We start from the raw sequence: 13,030 nt of genomic DNA, 5'->3' as shown, positions 1-13,030 counted from the left end.
ATGCCAGTAGTTAGCACTTCGGATGAAACGAACACCGAATGAGGCAGTTCGAGATTTAGGGGAAAAACTCAACCAATGAGCGATAATTGAGAAATCACTGGTGGGCCCGGAGGGACTCGAACCCCCAACCAAGCGGTTATGAGCCGCCGGCTCTGACCAATTGAGCTACAGGCCCAGCGCAGGTTGGATTAATTGCTTTTTCACTGCTGCACAAGTCATGTTGCCGCAATCGATACACAATCCCCGAATAGGTACACCGGCGGGACATCGCAAAAGGAGCTTTTCATGCACAGATCCATCCTCCCTACCGCTATCGCTGCCCCCATGCTGGCTGCCGCCCTTTTCGGCGCTGCGCCCGCCTGCGCCAGTGAAGCCAGCGCGAGAATAGTCGTGACCGGTGAGGGAGAAGCTGTCGTCACCCCAGATATGGCCATCCTCACAATTGCCGTCGTCCGCGAAGGGGAGACAGCACGGGAGGCGCTCGATGCGAACAATGAAGCAATGGCGGCCGTCATCGAAGCCATGAAGAAAGACGGCATCGAACCGCGCGATCTGCAGACGGGCGGTCTTTCGATCAGCCCCCGCTATGTTTATCCGAACGAAAAGAACGACGAGAAGACACCACGCATCATTGGATATGAGGTCGGCAACAGACTGACGGTTCGCATCCGGGAACTCGACCGGGTCGGTGCAATTCTTGATAGATCCGTTACGCTTGGGGTCAATCAAGGTGGAGGACTGAGCTTCACCAACTCAGGCCCATCGGAAACGCTGACCGAGGCTCGCAAGCGTGCGGTTCAGAACGCCATGGACAAGGCCAAAACGCTGGCGGAGGCAGCGGGGGTAAAGCTGGGGGATATTGTCGAAATGTCAGAGCAGGTGCAGCAGCAGCCCCCAATGCCATATGCCGGCAGGGCCATTCGCATGCAGGCCACCGCAGAAGCGGTGCCGGTGGAAGCGGGTGAAAACAGCTACCAGGTGCAGGTCAACGTAACCTTCGAGATCAACCGGTAGAACCTTTATCGGCCGCCGTGAGAAGCAAGCCGCCGGCATCAGCCGGCGGCTTTTCTGTTCGCGGCCGTCCGGCTGCAAGAATCAGCGAATGACCGGACAGCGTGGCGCACGTGCAAAAACGATGTGCTCGCGCCCCCAATGAGTGCGCCCAACCACGCGAATGATGTTGCGGTTTGCACGCACGACACGTGCCCGGCGCAGACCAAACCGCTTCGCCTTGCGCACCGCCTGGCGCGCAGTGCAGGTGCGGTAATGCCGGCGCGGGCGCTCGGAACGGTAGGACCGGCCGCTATTGCCGTAGACGTATCCGCCCGAAGGGCCGCCGATACCAAAGCCGAAATAGAGGCTGTCTGCCTGGGCAGCGGTGGGAGCGGCAGCCAGCGTGCCGAGCCCGATCATCGCTGAAAGCGTCGCGATCTTGAGTGTGTGAAACATTTTGCTCTCCTGATCTGGTCTGAATGCCAATCCGAACCGTTCCGGGCCCGGCATGGAGAGCACAATGTCAAAACAGCCCTGAACGGTCTGCGAACACACCGTTCATCCGTCGTTCAGCCCGTTCACCCCAGCGCGGCGCGCCACTGCAAGTGGTTTCGGTGCTCGCTGATCCGCGTGATCCTGCCCTCGTCGATCTCGAAAAACATCCCACCGGAAAGGGCGTAGCTCTGTCCTTCCGCCGATGGAAGGTTCTCGGCGCTTTTGTGATAGACACCCCGAACCGTGAATTCGGCCGCGGCACGGCCTCCTCCCGACGCGACCATCACGACAATGTCCGAGAAACTTTGATCGAAATGAAGCGCTTCCCGCCCCAGGCGCCAGCGCAGTTTTTCGCGGCCTATCTCGCGCTCTCCCTCAAACGGATCATGTGCCACATCCTCGCCCACCAGCGCCAGCGCGGCATCCATATCCCTTGCATTGAGCGCTTCCAGATAGGATTGCACCAAAGCGCGCGTCTCGTCATTCGCCATGCTTTGCTCCCTGCTGATCAGCCCACGGTCCAGTTCGGACAATTGCCCTATGGTTCCTCATCGAAAATGAAGGAGAAGTAGTCTTCTGCATCCACCAGTTCATCTTCGCTTGCCTCTACGCGCCCGCGGATGGAAATTCCTGCCTCGTGAACTGTGTCAGGATCACCTGAAACGAGGGGATGCCACCACGGCAGATCCTTGCCCTCTGCCACAAGCCGATAGCCACAGGTGCTTGGCAGCCACGGGATGGTAGCGACATTTTCCGGCGTCAGGCGCACGCAGTCCGGAACGCGTTTCAGCCGGTTCTCATAGTCGCTGCATCGGCACGTTTCGCCGTTGAAGAGCCTACACCCCACACTTGTCCAGTATATCTCGCCGGTTTCTTCATCCTCAAGCTTGGCAAGACAGCATTTGCCACAGCCGTCGCACAAAGCCTCCCATTGCCGGTCGCTCAGCTCCGCAAGCGTCTTGGTTTTCCAGAATTCCTTCGTCGTCATATGCGAGCTTTGGACCGTCATGCATCGCGCGTCAAGCGCTGGCGCCTCCCGTGTTTTTGCCGCACTCGCGACACTTCGGCGCCACGTTTCCGCACGTTTTGGTTTCAATCGCGCAAGCTGGGGAACCGAATTCCAACGAAGCGGTTTAGGCGGCGATGGGACGCGTGCAAACAGGAGAGAACAAATGACGACGCGACAGCGAATCATGACCACAACCGCACTCGGATTGCTCATTGCCGCCGCTCCGCTGGCAGTACAGAACGCCCAGGCAATCCAGCCCAACGCCGGCGTGATGCTGGCGCAGGCCGAAAAGCCCGAGGGCATGTCGGAAGAAGCCTGGCGCGCCCTTCTGAAGAAACGCGAGCGCGAACGCCAGAGCGAAAAAACGGGTGCACCCGCCAGCGAGAAAGGACGTGGCAAAGCGCGCGGCCGGGCGGACGACACGCCCGACAGCACGCAGACGCCCGAAACAGAGGTTCCGGCAGAAGAGCCTCCTGCGCAACCCGAACCTGAAATTGAAACCGTACCCGAAGCAGGGACCGCGCCGACAAAGCCCACGCCTGACGCAGAGCAGCCCACTGCCGAACCGATACCTTCCTCCGAAGATGAAAACGCTCCGGCGGAAGAAGTGCTGCCCGAAAGCGCCCCTGCCCCGCAGCAACCGCCCGAACAGACGGAAGCAGCGGATGAGGCGCTCCCGGAAGAAGAGCAGGCTCCCAGCCCGGCGGAAGATGAAACAGATGCAGCAGCCCCGGATGAAGATGCATCCACCGCAACAGGTGAGAGAAGTGAATCTGCGACCCCGAACCAGGCCGGAGGCAAGCCGGTCGATACCGGTGAGCAGGAGGAACCGACCCCCGAAACTCCCGCTGCCGCTTCCCCTGTGAACGACGCCGTCGGCGAAGCAGATGAGGAAGCCGCGGAGACGGAAACTCTTCCCGAAAACGCCGCGCCTGTTCTCGATAGCCAGAAAGGACCAGAGGTGGATGCTGCAGCACCAACCTCACCGAAAGGCACCGATCAACCGGCAGATCCGGCTGCCGCGACGGAAGAAGCCACTGTTCCGGACCCGGTTCCGGAAGACGACGCCGAAGCTCAGGTCGACGTTGTGGACCCCGAAACGCTACGCAAAGAAATTCGAAACCTCATCGAAGAACAGGGTGAGCGGATTGAAATGGGCGCGACGCGTGAGGACCGCCGCGAGCGCAGGCGTGACCTGCGCCAGCGCCGCGAGGATGCCGAGGTGGTGCGTGAATTCAACGACAACCGCACGATCGTCCAGATCGACAATCAGATCTTTGTCGAAAGCCCCGACAGCGATCGCCTCATTCGCGAGGGAGACGATGTCTATTACGAGGAACTGCCGCGCGGGCGTGTGCGCGAGGTCATCACGCGCCCCGATGGAGTACGCCTGATAACCGTTCGAAACCGATATGGTGACGTTATCCGCCGGGTTCGCGTCGCTCCGGAGGGCCGCGAACAGGTGCTTGTCTTCGTGCCCGAAGAGCGTCTGGAAACGGTTGATCGCTGGCACGATCCGGCCCGTGACCTGCCCCCGCTAAGGCTGAGCATACCGGTGAGCGACTACATCCTCGAAGCAGAACGCGTGGAGGACCCCGATCGCTATTACACCTTCCTCGGCAAGCCCCCTGTCGAACGGGTGCAGCGCATGTATTCACTTGAAGAGGTCAAGCGTTCGGCCCGCGTGCGGGATATGGTCCGCCGGATCGATTTGGATACGATCGAATTCGCCTTCGGTTCGGCAAATATCGGCGAAAGCGAAATCGATGAGCTGGAGGCGATTGCCACGGCGATCGAGCGTATGCTGGAGCAAAACCCGGCTGAAACCTTCCTCATCGAGGGACATACGGATGCCGTGGGCTCGGACCTCGCCAATCTCGCGCTGTCGGACCGACGCGCAGAATCCGTCGCCCGTGCCCTGACAGACGTCTTCGGTATCCCGCCGGAAAATCTCGTCACCCAGGGGTATGGTGAGCGGTATCTGAAAATCGATACCCAGAAACGCGAGCGTGAGAACCGGCGCGTCGCCCTGCGACGCATCACCCCGCTTGTCGCACCGATCGCCAGCGCTAACTAACGGTGTAGCAGCTTTTTGCCCCATGCCCGCTTGGTCGGGCGGGCGAAAGGAGCCCGGCCGGATGCTCCCTCCTCCGGCCGGGCTTTTGAAATCCGCAAAAAAGAAGCGACGGTTCCGCCCGGGCGAACCGTCGCTTCTTCTTTCCGATGGTCACCGAGGCGACCAGAAGCTCCACTCTCAGATTAGCCGGCCTTTTCTCCAAGCTCTGAAATGCCGCCATTGGCAGCCGACCATTCCAAAGGTCGATTGAGGAATTTTTCCACCTCATCAAGGGTTTTCTCGTCAAACAGCCGTTCGGCGCGCGCAACCTGCAGAACATCCCACCAGGTCGTCAGATAGTGAAGACGCATGCCAGCATCCTCCAGGCGCTTTGGCGTATCGGGGAAAATGCCATAGTAGAACACCGCGAAGGTATCCGTCACTTCCGCCCCGGCCTTGCGCACGGCCTCGGCAAATTTCAACTTGCTGCCGCCATCGGTGGTCAGATCCTCCACCAGTAGAAGCCGGGCTCCTTCGGTAAGGTCGCCTTCGATCTGTGCGTCGCGACCGAAACCCTTGGGCTTCTTGCGAACATACAGCATCGGCAGACCGAGCTTGTCGGACAGCCAGGCGGCAAACGGAATGCCTGCCGTCTCTCCGCCAGCCACGGCATCGAATTTCTCGAAGCCTGCATCGCGAAGCACAACTGATGCCGCGAAGTCCATGATTGCCGAACGAATGCGCGGATAGGAGATGAGCTTTCGGCAATCGATATAGACCGGGCTCTTCAATCCGGAGGTGAAGGTATAGGGCTCGTCGGCGCGAAAATGGACCGCTTTGATCTCGATCAGCATCTTGGCCACGGTCTCGGCAATCAGGGCGCGGTCGGGGAATGTGTTGGCGAACATGGCTGGCTCTCGTTTGGTGACGCGGCTTTCAGCTATCAGGATTGAGCGCCCGTAGGAAGTTTTTCAGACAATATTCCGGTGGATGGCTTTGCGCCATCCGCACCAAAATTTTCTCGACGACGCCTGTCGACATGCAACATCCTTGCCCGTCATTCAAACAGGAAAGGAACCAGCATGCTCTACACAATTCTCTGCTACCACAATGAAGATCTGGTCATGTCTTGGTCGCGGGAGGAAGATGATGCCGTGCTCGCCAAGCGTCGGCGCGTGCAACAGGAGCTTGTGGATACAAACCGCATGGGCCCCGGCCATCCGCCTCATGCCCACCTCAGTTGCAACCACGATCCGCACTTCAGGCATGGAGCAAGTGGTGCTCGACGGCCCCTTCGCCGAAACAAAGGAGCAATTGCTCGGATTTTACGTGGTCGATTGCGAAAATCTGGAAGAAGTGGTCGACTTTGCCAAACGCATGAAGGAAGGCGAGAGCGTTACTTTTGAAATTCGTCCGGTACAGATCTTCGAGAAAGGCACCCTGCCGGCTATGCAGGAGTTGAAGAAATGACTGAGCTGGCCTGGGTCGAGAATACGCTCACAGGTGCCCGCCCGCAGGCCATGGGTGCCCTTCTGCGCTATTTCCGCGACCTGGACCGCGCCGAGGAAGCATTTCAGGAAGCCTGCCTCCGAGCCTTGAAAACCTGGCCCGTAAAGGGTCCGCCCCGCGATCCAACCGCCTGGCTGATCTTCGTCGGGCGTAATGCAGCACTCGATACGTTAAGGCGCGACAGCCGCAACACGGTCCTGCCGCCTGAAGACAGAATTTCAAACCTTGATGACGCCGAAGCCAATATGGCCGAGCGGCTGGACGGAGCACATTACCGCGACGATATCCTGCGGCTGATGTTCGTGTGTTGCCACCCGGAGCTGCCCGCAACCCAACAGGTGGCGCTCGCATTGCGCATCGTCTCCGGGTTAAGCGTAGGCGAAATCGCCAGCGCCTTTCTGATCGGCGAAAGAGCCATGGAGCAACGCATCACGCGCGCCAAGCGCCGGGTGGGTGAGGCCAGCGTCCCGTTTGCTCCACCCGACGCAGCCGAACGTTCGAAGCGGCTCGGCTCTGTTGCCGCGATGATCTATCTGATTTTCAACGAGGGCTATTCGGCCTCCAGCGGCGAAGAGATCGTACGTGCGCCCCTGTGCGACGAGGCTGTCCGGCTTGGTCGCCTGCTGCTACGGCTGTTTCCTTCCGAGCCTGAAATAATGGGGCTTCTGGCTCTCATGCTCCTGCAGCACGCGCGCAGCCCCGCACGCACAGACGCCGAGGGGAATGTCGTTCTTCTCGAAGATCAGGACCGGAACCTGTGGAACCGCAACGCAATCGAGGAAGGCCTTGCGCTTGTGGACAAGGCGTTGCGGCACGGTCATCCGGGCCCCTACCAGATCCAGGCAGCGATTGCCGCAGTGCATATCCGCGCCTCCACGCCCGAGAAGACCGATTGGGAAGAGATCGACCTGCTTTACCAGTTGCTGGAACATCAAACTCCTTCTCCCGTCATCACGCTCAACCGGTCCGTGGCCGTATCCAAAATCCGGGGCCCTGAAGCCGCGCTGCAAATCATCACGCCGCTGGCGGATCGCCTGTCCGGCTATTTCTACTTCCATGGCGTACGCGGCGCATATCTGAGCGAGATCGGACATGCGGAAGAGGCGCGAAAGGCATTCGATCGCGCCATCGCCCTCGCCCGCACGCCGATGGAGGCAGCACATATTCGCCAGCACCTTGACCGTCTGGCGACGAAAACGCGTACCCACCAGGATCAAAAAAATTACCGCCAGATGTCGGAAGGAAAGGCCGTCATTCGTCCTGATGACACGTCCCGATAATGGGCCCGTCAACGAGATGGTGTCAGCAGGAGAAAACATGTCTGAAGCGCAAACGATTGCAGATCATCAGGAAACACCCAAAGTCCTGGGGGGCGTGGTTCCTTACCTTATGGTCAGCGGCGCCTCGAAGGCGGCTGAGTTCTACACCGAAGCCTTTGGTGCCGAAGAGGTCTTCCGCCAGCCGGAAGACGAGAGCGGCCGTACCATGCACATCCATCTCTACCTTCACGGCGGCTCGCTCATGCTGTGCGATGCCTATCCCGAATACGGCCAGTCATTGCAGGGACATGCCGGATACACACTGACCCTCAGTGTCGAAGATGTCGACGGTTGGTGGGCACGCGCTGTCGGCGCCGGCATGCAGGTCAAATTGCCGCTCGAACGGATGTTCTGGGGCGAGCGCTACGGTCAAGTCCAGGATCCGTTTGGCGTAACCTGGGCCATCGTCGGAAAATAACAGCCTCGTCCGCCGGCTTCTGCGGTGCATAGCCCCGGCCCGGAACGCCCCCGGCTGGGCCATTCTGCGCTGCCAAGAACGGTCGGGGTTAAAAAAACATCCCCCGCCGTTTGCTTCATTCGCTTTACAGGGGTACCCGCCACGCACTAACCTGTATCGGCAAGGGGTCGAAGGGCGTTGCCAGGCCCCTGTCCGCCGACGCAGAGCGCTATGCCGCGTCAACATCTTCTCACACAGAAACGATTGAGAGACAGACATGAGCCAGGTCAAAAGCGGCGATGTCGTGCGCATTCATTATACCGGCAAGCTGGCCGACGGCACGCAGTTTGATTCCTCGGCCGGACGCGAGCCACTCGAGTTCAAGGTTGGAAGCGGTCAGATCATTCCCGGTCTCGACCGGCAGATTCAGGGCATGAAGCAGGGCGACACCGGCACGCTGACAATCGCAGCCGACGAAGCCTATGGCGCGCGTGATGAAAATCAGGTTCAGGTTGTTCCCCGCTCGGCACTGCCCCCGGAGCTGGACGTGAAAGTGGGCGCCAATCTGCAGGCCACCACCCCGGACGGCAACCAGATTCCTCTCAGCGTGGTGGGTGTGACCGATGAGGAGATCAGGGTCGATGCCAACCATCCCCTCGCAGGACATGACCTGATTTTCGACATCGAAGTCGTGGAAATCGTCGGCGCCTGAGCGCGAGCAAACGGTAGCCGCCAGTGCATGTGCACCGCGGCTTCCGTTTTTGTTAGAGCATTTCTATTGAGGGATCGCGTCCGGTGCGTATTGAGCGGCAAATTCCGCGGATGGCGGGATGGGCTTGATAACATCAATCAAAACACCGTTCGGATCAGCGGTGATGAAATGACGTTGCCCAAACACCTCGTCGCGCAGGTCCAGCAGGACGGGAAGCCCCTCCCCCCTCAGCCGATCATACTCCGCATCCACATCCTCGACCTCGAAATTCAGGATCACGCCTGAAGCGCTGCCCCGGCCGCCTTCGGGCACCGTGGGATGCTGTCCATCCAATATGGCAAGGCTGACGTGAGGATCGTCAGACGAACTCAGGTGGACATACCAATCCGCTTCGAATGCAGGCCGAAACCCGAAATGCGCGCAGTAAAACGCAGCCGTTTCGGCGACCTTTTCCGTCATGATGACCGGATAATAGCCGGTGACGTTCATCAGGATTCCTCCCTTCTGGCGTTTTGCTTCCAAGCCGCTGCTTATCCGTCATATTGGATCGAATGCTTGCATTGACCGCTGGGCCGGATAAACATACAGACTGCATGTATCATTAATTAACATACAGGCTGCATGTATGCAACATAGTTCAAACCGCCGCTCCAACCGCGTAAGAAGTGAAGAAACGCGCGACAAGCTTATCGAGGCAGCACGGCGTCTGTTCGTTGAAAAGTCCTACGCGGAAACTGGGACGCCTGATATTGCTCGAGAGGCCGGTGTGACACGCGGAGCGCTCTATCATCACTTCACAGACAAACAGGCACTGTTTGCGGCCGTCGTTGAACGGGAAGCGGGTAGCGTGGCCGAAGAGATCGAACGGCACACCGTCACCTCCCCAACAGCCAGCGCAGCTTTGATCGAAGGTGGAAAGGCATATCTCGAAGCCATGCAAGCGCCCGGGCGCACACGCCTTTTGCTGCTCGACGGGCCGGCTGTTCTTGGCAGAAGCCGCATGGACGAAATCGATAACTGTCATGGCAACAGAACCCTGAGGGAAGGGCTGAAAGCCGCGATGGAAATGAAGCAGATCCGGGTTCTGCCGCTGGACGCTCTGACAGGTCTGCTGGGCGCGGCGTTCGACCGCGCTGCGCTTGCGGTTGATTCCGGCGCAGACAAGGATGCCTATGAAGCAGGCCTTGCGGCTCTGATCGTGGGCCTGTCGGTGACCCGATAGCGTGGAGACCTATGGCCTTTGCGTTTTCGTTCCGCTGGCGGTCCGCCTTGCTGGATCGGGCACCTCCACCTTCAGCCCTGCGACCAGTTCCCGTGCCGCTGAAAAGAATTCCCGGTAAAGGATCGAGGCAAAGATGATCAGACTGACAACAATCGCTGCCCAGATCGACACGAACCAGGCAATCATCCCGAGCGCGAAATAATAGGCACGAATACCCTGATTGAAGTTACGCGCCGCGATCGTGTTGAGAGCAGCCATGATGTAGATTTCTTCGGGATCGCTTTCACCCCTGTCATCGGCAGCCCCAAGCATGATGCAAAAGTGATTGAACTGCCGAAGAGAGAGCGTGAAGGACAGAAATGCCATCACGAACATAACGAGGAAAAGCACAAGGTGCCGCTCCACAACCGCTGCCGAAAGATCAAGTCCCGGCTGCATGACAGACACGGCGTCCACCACCGCGCCAACCTGACCGAATACCGCAATCACGGCCAGGATGATGAGAACGGTGGTCGACGCAAAAAACGACACGGCCCCCATCAGATTGCCTGAAAGAATTGCATCCATCGGCGTTTCACGGCGCACCGCATTGCGCACCCAGCGATGGCGCTGGGCACCCATGATGATGGAGAGTGACGGCCGGCGTCTTTCAAGCCAGCTCGCAAATATCGAATAAAAACCCCAGCAAAGGATCGGGAAAAGAGATGCGGCAAGCGTCAAAATGTTAACCTCTCCAAACAGGATCCCCCCGTCGACAGTTTGATCGAAGCATCGCTTCCGGTCCAGTCACGCCACCGCCATCCTGGCGCGGGGGTGCGGTCGGGTTCAGTCGAAAATTCGATCACCCTGTTCGTCGATCACCTGCCGTCCCTTGCGGATGGCCTGATCTGCGGCAAGGTCGGCACTCGGAAAGCGGTCTGCACGAACCAGACGATGCTCCTTCACGACGCCATCCACCTCCTTCGTGATCACCGCACAGGTCTGAAACTGCCCGTCGGCTGAAAAAGGTGTCGGCTGGATCGAGTACCCCTTGTGCTCAACGGCCTCGCCCACAGGCCCTGTCTCCTCCCGTGGTGGATTGCCCGGTTCCGCCGCCGAAGAGACGCTTCAAAAATGACATGGACTTTCTCCCGTTAGATATCGATCCTCTGGCGTTGTACCCCTCTATGCCGGCAAGCGAAACAGGCACCCCACTCCAGAGATACAGCCAGATATCAGATGCAAAGCCAGCGCAAAAAGAAAGAGCCGGGCTCAAGGCCCGGCTCATCAATTCAGCACCCTCGAAGCGCCTAGCTGTCGAGGAACGAACGCAGCTTGCGCGACCGGCTCGGATGTTTGAGCTTGCGCAGTGCCTTCGCCTCGATCTGGCGGATGCGTTCACGTGTGACGGAGAACTGCTGCCCCACTTCCTCCAGCGTGTGATCGGTGTTCATGCCGATACCGAAACGCATGCGCAGCACACGCTCTTCGCGCGGAGTCAGCGATGCGAGAACGCGCGTCGTGGTTTCACGCAGATTCGCCTGAATGGCGGCATCGATGGGAAGAACTGCGCCCTTGTCTTCGATGAAGTCGCCAAGATGCGAATCCTCCTCGTCGCCCACGGGCGTCTCGAGCGAGATCGGCTCCTTGGCGATTTTCAGAACCTTGCGAACCTTTTCCAGCGGCATGGCGAGCTTCTCTGCCAGTTCTTCCGGCGTCGGCTCCCGTCCAATCTCATGCAGCATCTGGCGCGATGTCCTCACGATCTTGTTGATCGTCTCGATCATGTGGACCGGGATACGGATCGTGCGGGCCTGATCGGCAATCGAACGCGTGATCGCCTGCCGGATCCACCAGGTCGCGTAGGTGGAGAACTTGTAACCACGCCGATACTCGAACTTGTCCACCGCCTTCATCAGGCCGATGTTGCCCTCCTGAATCAGATCGAGAAACTGGAGACCGCGGTTCGTGTATTTCTTGGCAATCGAGATCACGAGACGCAGATTGGCCTCGACCATCTCCTTCTTGGCAATGGCCGCTTCTCGCTCGCCCTTCTGTACCTGGTTCACGATGCGACGGAACTCGCCGATGGAAATCGCCGTCTCCTGCGCAAGATTCTGGATCTCGGCACGCAGGTTCTCGATCGCCTTTGCCTCGTTCTTCGAGAACTCCTTCCACCCCTTGCCGGAGAGCGTCGCAACGCGCTCGGTCCAGTTGGTGTCGAGTTCGGAGCCCTGATACTCCTTGAGGAAAGACTCACGCTTCACGCCATAGCTTTCTGCCAGGCGCAACAGACGACCCTCGTTCTTCACGAGACGCTTGTTGATGTCGTAAAGCTGCTCGACCAGGGTTTCGATACGGGCATTGTTGAGGGAAAGCGACTTCACCGAGGTGATCAATTCACCCTTCAACTGCTTGTAGCGGCGCTCCTGGCTCGTCGACAGCGTGTCGGCATCGGCCAGGCTCGATTCCACCTTCTGATCCTGCAGCTTGCGCAGCTTCTTGTAGGTGTCGGCAATGAAGTCGAGCGTTTCCATGACGCCGGGCTTGAGTTCGGCTTCCATCGCAGCCAGCGACAGATTGGCCTCATCCTCATCGTCATCATCGTCGTCGTCTTCGGTCTGCCCCTCGCCGCCCACATCGGTGACATCGTCACCGCGCGAACGTTTGGGCTTTTCCTCCGCCGGCTTGGTTTCCTCGTCCGTCCGCTGAACGACCGGTGCCTGCTTTGCTTCAGGGCCGGCATAGGTCGCTTCGAGATCGATGATCTCGCGTAGAAGGATCTTGCCTTCGTTCAGCTCATCGCGCCAGATGATCAGGGCCTGGAAGGTCAGCGGGCTCTCGCAAAGCCCGGCGATCATCGTCTCGCGGCCAGCCTCAATGCGCTTCGCAATGGCGATTTCGCCTTCGCGCGACAAAAGTTCCACCGAGCCCATTTCGCGCAGATACATGCGCACGGGATCGTCCGTACGGTCCGTCGGCTCCTTCTTGGTCGTGGTCGCAACCGCAGTTCCCGCCTGCGTGGTCAGCTCACCGCCTTCCTCGCTCTCGCTGGAATCGCTTTCCTCGGCAACTTCATCTTCTTCGACCACATTGATGCCCATATCCGAGAGCATCGCCATGGTGTCTTCAATCTGCTCCGAACTGACTTCGCCAGAAGGAAGGACGGCATTGAGCTCGTCCATCGTTACATAGCCGCGCTTCTTGGCGGCCTTGATCATCTTCTTGACTGCGTCGTCGGAAAGGTCGAGCAACGGGCCGTCAGAGCCCTCGCGTTCGGTTTCGACCTCTTCCTTCTCTTTTGTCGCCATGCTTTGCCTTCTCCAACCGAGCGGGGTT

At 59.2% G+C, this 13,030-nt stretch carries 15 protein-coding genes and 1 tRNA gene; 7 read left to right on the top strand and 9 right to left on the bottom strand.

Features of this window, described 5'->3' with window-relative positions; all coding sequences use genetic code 11:
• Nucleotides 1-98: 98 nt before the first annotated feature.
• Nucleotides 99-175, bottom strand: a tRNA-Ile gene (locus AB2N04_RS09225).
• 110 nt (nucleotides 176-285) lie between these two features.
• Here AB2N04_RS09225 and AB2N04_RS09220 point away from each other — a divergent pair.
• Nucleotides 286-1,014, top strand: coding sequence for an SIMPL domain-containing protein (locus tag AB2N04_RS09220; protein ID WP_367718495.1), 729 nt, complete (start codon nucleotides 286-288; stop codon nucleotides 1,012-1,014).
• Nucleotides 1,015-1,095: 81 nt separating this feature from the next.
• On the opposite strand, the gene AB2N04_RS09215 is transcribed toward AB2N04_RS09220, so the two are convergent.
• The 3 genes from AB2N04_RS09215 to AB2N04_RS09205 all read right to left on the bottom strand — a co-directional run bounded on the left by AB2N04_RS09215 (nucleotide 1,096) and on the right by AB2N04_RS09205 (nucleotide 2,476).
• Nucleotides 1,096-1,449, bottom strand: coding sequence for a hypothetical protein (locus AB2N04_RS09215; RefSeq protein ID WP_367718494.1), 354 nt, complete (start codon nucleotides 1,447-1,449; stop codon nucleotides 1,096-1,098).
• Nucleotides 1,450-1,571: 122 nt separating this feature from the next.
• Nucleotides 1,572-1,979, bottom strand: a complete 408-nt coding sequence (locus AB2N04_RS09210) for a ketosteroid isomerase-related protein (RefSeq protein WP_367718493.1) — start codon at nucleotides 1,977-1,979, stop codon at nucleotides 1,572-1,574.
• Nucleotides 1,980-2,026: 47 nt separating this feature from the next.
• Nucleotides 2,027-2,476 (bottom strand): YcgN family cysteine cluster protein, encoded by a 450-nt coding sequence (locus tag AB2N04_RS09205; RefSeq protein WP_367718492.1) that lies wholly within the window; start codon nucleotides 2,474-2,476, stop codon nucleotides 2,027-2,029.
• A gap of 184 nt (nucleotides 2,477-2,660) precedes the next feature.
• Here AB2N04_RS09205 and AB2N04_RS09200 point away from each other — a divergent pair, with 184 nt between their 5' ends.
• Entirely contained in the window at nucleotides 2,661-4,574 is a 1,914-nt protein-coding gene (locus AB2N04_RS09200) for an OmpA family protein (protein ID WP_367718491.1), read from the top strand.
• A gap of 182 nt (nucleotides 4,575-4,756) precedes the next feature.
• Here the strand turns inward: AB2N04_RS09200 and AB2N04_RS09195 are convergent, their stop codons facing one another.
• Nucleotides 4,757-5,461 (bottom strand): orotate phosphoribosyltransferase, encoded by a 705-nt coding sequence (locus tag AB2N04_RS09195; RefSeq protein ID WP_367718490.1) that lies wholly within the window; start codon nucleotides 5,459-5,461, stop codon nucleotides 4,757-4,759.
• A 319-nt stretch (nucleotides 5,462-5,780) separates the two neighbouring features.
• Between AB2N04_RS09195 and AB2N04_RS09190 the strand changes: the two genes are divergently transcribed.
• The 4 genes from AB2N04_RS09190 to AB2N04_RS09175 all read left to right on the top strand — a co-directional run bounded on the left by AB2N04_RS09190 (nucleotide 5,781) and on the right by AB2N04_RS09175 (nucleotide 8,490).
• Nucleotides 5,781-6,023 carry a YciI family protein gene (locus AB2N04_RS09190; RefSeq protein ID WP_367718489.1) on the top strand — a complete coding sequence of 81 codons (243 nt, stop codon included), beginning with the start codon at nucleotides 5,781-5,783 and terminating at the stop codon, nucleotides 6,021-6,023.
• Nucleotides 6,020-7,342: an RNA polymerase sigma factor gene (locus AB2N04_RS09185; RefSeq protein ID WP_367718488.1), complete on the top strand. Its 1,323-nt coding sequence runs from the start codon at nucleotides 6,020-6,022 to the stop codon at nucleotides 7,340-7,342. The genes AB2N04_RS09190 and AB2N04_RS09185 overlap by 4 nt, the downstream gene beginning before the upstream one ends.
• Nucleotides 7,343-7,379: 37 nt before the next feature.
• Entirely contained in the window at nucleotides 7,380-7,799 is a 420-nt protein-coding gene (locus AB2N04_RS09180; protein ID WP_367718487.1) for a VOC family protein, read from the top strand.
• 256 nt (nucleotides 7,800-8,055) lie between these two features.
• Entirely contained in the window at nucleotides 8,056-8,490 is a 435-nt protein-coding gene (locus tag AB2N04_RS09175) for a peptidylprolyl isomerase (protein ID WP_367718486.1), read from the top strand.
• Between the two features lie 63 nt (nucleotides 8,491-8,553).
• Here AB2N04_RS09175 and AB2N04_RS09170 read toward each other — a convergent pair whose 3' ends face one another.
• Nucleotides 8,554-8,979 (bottom strand): VOC family protein, encoded by a 426-nt coding sequence (locus AB2N04_RS09170; protein WP_367718485.1) that lies wholly within the window; start codon nucleotides 8,977-8,979, stop codon nucleotides 8,554-8,556.
• Between the two features lie 136 nt (nucleotides 8,980-9,115).
• Between AB2N04_RS09170 and AB2N04_RS09165 the strand changes: the two genes are divergently transcribed.
• On the top strand, nucleotides 9,116-9,712 hold the full coding sequence (locus AB2N04_RS09165; RefSeq protein ID WP_367718484.1) for a TetR/AcrR family transcriptional regulator: 597 nt from the start codon (nucleotides 9,116-9,118) through the stop codon (nucleotides 9,710-9,712).
• Nucleotides 9,713-9,721: 9 nt separating this feature from the next.
• Here the strand turns inward: AB2N04_RS09165 and AB2N04_RS09160 are convergent, their stop codons facing one another.
• The 3 genes from AB2N04_RS09160 to rpoD all read right to left on the bottom strand — a co-directional run bounded on the left by AB2N04_RS09160 (nucleotide 9,722) and on the right by rpoD (nucleotide 13,002).
• Entirely contained in the window at nucleotides 9,722-10,432 is a 711-nt protein-coding gene (locus AB2N04_RS09160; RefSeq protein WP_367718483.1) for a DUF599 domain-containing protein, read from the bottom strand.
• A 105-nt stretch (nucleotides 10,433-10,537) separates the two neighbouring features.
• Nucleotides 10,538-10,765, bottom strand: coding sequence for an HlyU family transcriptional regulator (locus AB2N04_RS09155; RefSeq protein ID WP_367718482.1), 228 nt, complete (start codon nucleotides 10,763-10,765; stop codon nucleotides 10,538-10,540).
• Between the two features lie 236 nt (nucleotides 10,766-11,001).
• The gene (gene rpoD, locus AB2N04_RS09150; protein ID WP_367718481.1) at nucleotides 11,002-13,002 is read right to left on the bottom strand and encodes an RNA polymerase sigma factor RpoD; all 2,001 of its coding nucleotides are present in this window, start codon (nucleotides 13,000-13,002) and stop codon (nucleotides 11,002-11,004) included.
• Nucleotides 13,003-13,030 lie beyond the last annotated feature (28 nt).

Source organism: Nitratireductor sp. GISD-1A_MAKvit (genome assembly GCF_040819555.1).
GTDB lineage: Bacteria > Pseudomonadota > Alphaproteobacteria > Rhizobiales > Rhizobiaceae > Nitratireductor.
The sequence above is the reverse complement of the archived record's forward strand: the minus strand, read 5'-3'. Positions and strand labels throughout refer to the sequence as shown.

Excerpts from the sequence above, each read along its gene's own strand:
- AB2N04_RS09220 (WP_367718495.1), top strand. The coding sequence starts at position 286 with ATGCACAGATCCATCCTCCCTACCGCTATCGCTGCCCCCATGCTGGCT.
- AB2N04_RS09215 (WP_367718494.1), bottom strand. The coding sequence starts at position 1,449 with ATGTTTCACACACTCAAGATCGCGACGCTTTCAGCGATGATCGGGCTC.
- AB2N04_RS09210 (WP_367718493.1), bottom strand. The coding sequence starts at position 1,979 with ATGGCGAATGACGAGACGCGCGCTTTGGTGCAATCCTATCTGGAAGCG.
- AB2N04_RS09205 (WP_367718492.1), bottom strand. The coding sequence starts at position 2,476 with ATGACGACGAAGGAATTCTGGAAAACCAAGACGCTTGCGGAGCTGAGC.
- AB2N04_RS09200 (WP_367718491.1), top strand. The coding sequence starts at position 2,661 with ATGACGACGCGACAGCGAATCATGACCACAACCGCACTCGGATTGCTC.
- AB2N04_RS09195 (WP_367718490.1), bottom strand. The coding sequence starts at position 5,461 with ATGTTCGCCAACACATTCCCCGACCGCGCCCTGATTGCCGAGACCGTG.
- AB2N04_RS09190 (WP_367718489.1), top strand. The coding sequence starts at position 5,781 with ATGCCCACCTCAGTTGCAACCACGATCCGCACTTCAGGCATGGAGCAA.
- AB2N04_RS09185 (WP_367718488.1), top strand. The coding sequence starts at position 6,020 with ATGACTGAGCTGGCCTGGGTCGAGAATACGCTCACAGGTGCCCGCCCG.
- AB2N04_RS09180 (WP_367718487.1), top strand. The coding sequence starts at position 7,380 with ATGTCTGAAGCGCAAACGATTGCAGATCATCAGGAAACACCCAAAGTC.
- AB2N04_RS09175 (WP_367718486.1), top strand. The coding sequence starts at position 8,056 with ATGAGCCAGGTCAAAAGCGGCGATGTCGTGCGCATTCATTATACCGGC.
- AB2N04_RS09170 (WP_367718485.1), bottom strand. The coding sequence starts at position 8,979 with ATGAACGTCACCGGCTATTATCCGGTCATCATGACGGAAAAGGTCGCC.
- AB2N04_RS09165 (WP_367718484.1), top strand. The coding sequence starts at position 9,116 with ATGCAACATAGTTCAAACCGCCGCTCCAACCGCGTAAGAAGTGAAGAA.
- rpoD (WP_367718481.1), bottom strand. The coding sequence starts at position 13,002 with ATGGCGACAAAAGAGAAGGAAGAGGTCGAAACCGAACGCGAGGGCTCT.